Raw genomic sequence first — 5,009 nt, forward strand, 5'->3', positions numbered from 1 at the left:
TTATGGAGCATTAGCCTATCCGTAAAATTATCTCCTTACTTTCTGACATCTTTTCGTCTTTTCTCAACCAATAAATGGACATAAAAATCAAAAGCTTGTTTTGACAAAGTTGTACCATCGGACAAATCAACTTCTTTGCAAAAGCTATTTAACTGACCTACATACCACTCATAAAACTCATCTGACCTATCATTTAAACCTATCATTGAAAATATAAGCTCACTAAAGTCAGAAATACAAATACTTCCATCGAATCCCATCTCATCAAAACTATTGGTTAATTTTTGACTTTTTAATTCTTGTCTGATTATGAATATGGCAAATTCTGCTTCTTCAGGAATTTTGACTAATGGCGAGCTTTTTGGATATTTGATTTTCATAATTAAATTATTTTTAACAAACCAAATATACACAAAAAGAATTAATATCAACATATTATGTATTAAATAATCCTCAATATGTTGATTTTAACAAAGTACAATGAATTGACAATTAGGCTCTTACACTTAAAATGTATTATTTAATGCTAAATTTGTTGTTATAAACACGTATTTAGCATGACTAAGAAAATAAAAATTAACAGACTAAAAGTAATTCTAGCCGAAAAAGACATTAGTCATAAAGACTTTGCCAATATGGTTTCAAAGACCCCAAATACTATTTCAAGAATCTGTAATAACGATTCTCAACCTTCTTTGAAATTTCTCAGACAAATGGCAATCATTCTTGATGTAGATATTTCTGAATTACTCATCAGAACAAAAAAGTAAAACGCTCCATAACAAAATGTATAATTCATTGCTTCTGATTTTCCTATCGGAAAATCCTCGCACTTTTGCTATCTTCGTTTCTTAATCTGAAAATCCTGGCGGATTTTCACGCAACAAATCATACATCGAACGTTGCCATTAATACGAAATGACTATAAACTATCAACTTACAAACTCGGATTTTTTAGAGTATCAGCTTTACACTTCTTCAAAATCTGAAACACACAAAAAGAGACGCAGAAATAGTCGAATTTTAATCCCAATTCTATTTCTGCTCTATGGATTTTATTTGACTAAAAGAAATGAAAACTACATCGGAATTTTAGTTTTTGGAATTACTGCCATTTTATGGTTTGCTTTTTACCCTTTGTATTCTAAATGGAGATACGAAAGACATTTTAAAAAACACGTTGAGGAAAACTATAAAAATCGAATTAACAAGCCAGTGGAAATTGATTTTGATGAAAATTCCGTGAATGCCAAAGATTTTACATCTGAAAGCAGAATAAACGGAACTGAATTGAAAGAATTAATTGAGACTCAAAACCATTTCTTTATAAAATTAACAACTGACTTATCTCTCATTGTGCCAAAACACTCGATTGAAAATAAGGCGGAATTCAAAAAACGTGTGACTGAATTAGGAGCTGAATATATTGACGAACTGAATTGGAAATGGAAATAAAAGTACTAATGGCAACAATGTATAACCGCAATTACGGCGGATTCGACTACGTCCGAATCCACTCGGAATTGCTAAAGTTTGTGCTAAACCGAAAATTAACGCATATCAACCCGTAACTGACGGTTATACGAGACCGTTACCTGCAAGCTGAACAAAACGCAATGAATAAAATAGCAATATTGTACCAAGCTCAACTTCCACCTGTAAAAGATGGAATTCAAAAACCTATGAAACCTGGAGGTTATTCTGATAGCGGAGCTGATATTGCTTTTGAGTTATTAGAAAACAATATTGATGTAATTACGCCTATTGAAAGTCCAAATCAAAATAATGACAAGGATTGGGTTTTTCCTGACACGAAAAAGGGGATTGAGACGGCATTACAAAAAGGAGCAAAAATCTTTTGGTTAAATACAGTTCTATATCAACACCATACTATAGAAAATTATCTTGACAAAGAATTGGAAATAGTTGGGCAAATACCTGAATTGGTTGATGTTTATGATGATAAAATGTTTACTAATAGTTTATTGAAGTCTAATAATATTCCCATTCCTAAAAACGAACTTATCACTATTGAGAACTACAATGATTTATCATTAAAATTAGAGTTCCCGTTGGTTCTTAAACCCATTAGAGGAAGAGGAAGTCAAGGTGTTACCAAAATTGATAATCGCAACGAACTTATAGAAAATCTGACAAAAATATTTTCGAAAAGTAGTTACGGAAACGCAGCTTATGTTGAACAATATTTAAACGGACAGGAAATTACAATTACAGTAATGCCTCAAGGAAATTATATGATTAATAACAACGAGAAATATTTTAATAGACCTTGGTGCTTACCAGCGGTTAAACGCTTTAATCATAATAACGGAATCGCACCTTACAACGGAATAGTAGCTGTGATGGAAAATAGTGAGGTTTTGAGCGATAATGAGTTACAGACAACAGAAATTCAAGAAGTGTATGAACATTGTGTCAAATCAGCAGAGTTAATTGGAATAAAAGCACCAATTAGAATAGATTGTAGGGCAAACGAACAAGGTAAATATTTCCTATTTGACTTAAATATGAAACCGAACATGACTGGACCATCAAGAACTCATAGAAATAACCAAGATAGTCTGACTTTACTTTCTGCCAGAAAAATCGGATGGAATTACTTTGATTTATTGAATAATATGTTAAATCAAAAATGGAAAGCCAGCAGGTAACAATGTGTATAGTTCATTGCTGGTAAAGGCTTACATCGGAAATTCCTGCGGAATTTCCTCGCCGTTTTGTACTTGCAAAGTTAATCGCTAAATTCACGCAACAAACCATACACGTAGCCGTTGTAGTGCATTAGAGAAAATGAAACTTTATACCTACATAATATTAATTATTTTTTCTATTTCTTGCTCTAAAAAAGGAAATCGAATCAATCTGCCTCAATCTGACTTCACCAATTATTCGATAGAAAAAAAATCCACTGAATATCAAGTTTTTGTCGACCAAGTTTCTCAGACTGAATTTAGAATAATCGACAGTGATACACTAATTACTGAATTGGACTCGACTCTACACAGTAAAGTACATTCTCTGGAGTTAATAAGGCACTATCACGAATACCCAAAAATTGTTTTGTCTCTCGACCAAAATTTGTCATATAAAACCTTTCAAGAATTAACTAAGGAGTTTCGCAAAGCATTTAAGCAATCTTTTGTACTTGACTTAAAAGGAAAAGACGATTTAAGAATTACATTGCCACCTTATATTCAAAATGATTCGGAATATATTGTAGAAAACTTACGAGGAAAAGGAGCACCAAATTATTATCCAGAATTAGAGCCTTACTTTTTGGAAAAGAAGGTATTGAATCTAAAGGTTAATACAAACGAATTTCTAATTACTGATTCGAATTCAAACAAAATATCCGATTTAAAAAAGTATGCAGAATTAAATAAAAAATTTGTGATTCTTTTCGAATTTTCGACCGACTCTAATTATCAAGATTACGTGAATATGATTTCTTTCCTAAAATCAACTTTTGCGGAAATAATTGAAAAAGAAAAGTCTGAAAACAATTTAACTTATGAAGAAATTCAAGAAAAATATAGATTTATAATTGAAGAAAAAAACGCACTACAACAACGTGTATAATTAATTGCTTTGGCAAGTGCTTATTTGGAAAATTCCTTCGGAATTTTCTTGCGTTCGTTTTTGTTTACTAAATTAGTTGCTTAAATGCGCAACTAACCATACACCAACCGTTGTGGTTAATTAGGTACGTTAAAGAAACATCCTTTACAAAGTTAAAGAAACATAGTTTACACTTTTTGAGGTATAATTTGAGATCAAAATCAAATTATCATGCCTTGGAAAACGACAACAACTATGGAACAAAAAATTGAATTTATCTGTGAATGGCGTACTGGAAAATATACTATCACAGAATTATGCAAGAGTTTTGGAATCTCCAGACCCACCGCTTACAAATTGATTGATCGATTCGAAAACCAAGGCTATGAAGGTCTAAAAGAGCTATCCAGAAAACCAGGAAAACATCCTAATACAACGGATGAAAAAATCGTAAAAAGTATTCTTAAGCTAAAAGAAAAACATAAGCTCTGGGGCGCTAAAAAAATTAGAGTTTTAATGTTTAAAGAGTTTCCTAAAGTAGAAATCCCATCTGTGGTAACTGTTCATAATATCCTGCGAAAACATGGATTGGTATCTCCTCAAAAACGCATGCGAAGAGTAAAACCTATATACCCTATTTTTGATCCAAAATCCTGTAATGAAGTATGGAGTGCTGATTATAAAGGAAAGTTTTTAATGGGCAATAAAATCTATTGTCACCCACTGACCATAGCAGACTCTAAAAGTCGATTTTTGTTCACTGCTAAAGGACACTACAAAGAAACTCTAAAAGCTGCAAAGGCAGAATTCACAAAGGTTTTTAGAGTGTATGGTATTCCTAAACAAATACATACTGATAATGGTAGTCCCTTTGGGTCTGTAAGAGCTATTCAACGTTATACACAACTTTCTTATTGGTTTATAGAACTAGGAATTACTCCAGTTTTTTCTGATCCAGCTCATCCTGAACAAAATGGAAGACATGAACGAATGCACCGTGATTTAAAGGCCGCTTGTGCTAAACCTTCTGCATATGATCTAAAAGCACAACAAAGACGCTTAAATCACTTTGTAAAGGAATATAACCATATACGACCTCACGAGGCTTTGGATATGAAGACACCATCAGATGTACATGATTTTTCATGTAGACCATTCCCTGAAAAAATAACTCATTATGATTATGATAGTAGCTACAAAGTACTCAAGGTAACTAAGAGTGGATCAATTAGATGGAAGTCATATTACTGGGTATATTTATCCGCAGCATTAAAGGGAAAACATGTGGGTATTGAAGAGCTAGGAAATGGTATTTGGAAAGTCTATTATAGAAACGTACTTTTAGGATACTTTAATGAAAAACAATTAAGAAACAAACAACAATCGACAAGGTTAGAAACTAATTTAGTGTAAACACATAAGCTTTAACT

The 5,009-nt window shown here is 32.2% G+C and carries 6 protein-coding genes; 5 read left to right on the plus strand and 1 reads right to left on the minus strand.

What is annotated here, in order from left to right; genetic code table 11:
• Positions 1–35 precede the first annotated feature (35 nt).
• On the minus strand, positions 36–380 hold the full coding sequence (locus HHX25_RS20975) for a hypothetical protein (RefSeq protein ID WP_169677069.1): 345 nt from the start codon (positions 378–380) through the stop codon (positions 36–38).
• A gap of 177 nt (positions 381–557) precedes the next feature.
• Between HHX25_RS20975 and HHX25_RS20980 the strand changes: the two genes are divergently transcribed.
• From HHX25_RS20980 to HHX25_RS21000, 5 genes are all read left to right on the plus strand, one after another.
• Positions 558–770 (plus strand): helix-turn-helix transcriptional regulator, encoded by a 213-nt coding sequence (locus HHX25_RS20980; RefSeq protein WP_169677067.1) that lies wholly within the window; start codon positions 558–560, stop codon positions 768–770.
• 148 nt (positions 771–918) lie between these two features.
• On the plus strand, positions 919–1,455 hold the full coding sequence (locus HHX25_RS20985; protein WP_169677380.1) for a YcxB family protein: 537 nt from the start codon (positions 919–921) through the stop codon (positions 1,453–1,455).
• Between the two features lie 161 nt (positions 1,456–1,616).
• A complete protein-coding gene (locus HHX25_RS20990) occupies positions 1,617–2,672 on the plus strand; it encodes an ATP-grasp domain-containing protein (RefSeq protein WP_169677381.1) in 1,056 nt (351 codons plus the stop codon).
• 139 nt (positions 2,673–2,811) lie between these two features.
• A complete protein-coding gene (locus HHX25_RS20995; RefSeq protein ID WP_169677382.1) occupies positions 2,812–3,600 on the plus strand; it encodes a hypothetical protein in 789 nt (262 codons plus the stop codon).
• 210 nt (positions 3,601–3,810) lie between these two features.
• Positions 3,811–4,992, plus strand: a complete 1,182-nt coding sequence (locus tag HHX25_RS21000; RefSeq protein WP_169672491.1) for an integrase core domain-containing protein — start codon at positions 3,811–3,813, stop codon at positions 4,990–4,992.
• Positions 4,993–5,009: the final 17 nt, after the last annotated feature.

Source organism: Flavivirga algicola (assembly GCF_012910715.1).
GTDB classification, from domain to species: domain Bacteria; phylum Bacteroidota; class Bacteroidia; order Flavobacteriales; family Flavobacteriaceae; genus Flavivirga; species Flavivirga algicola.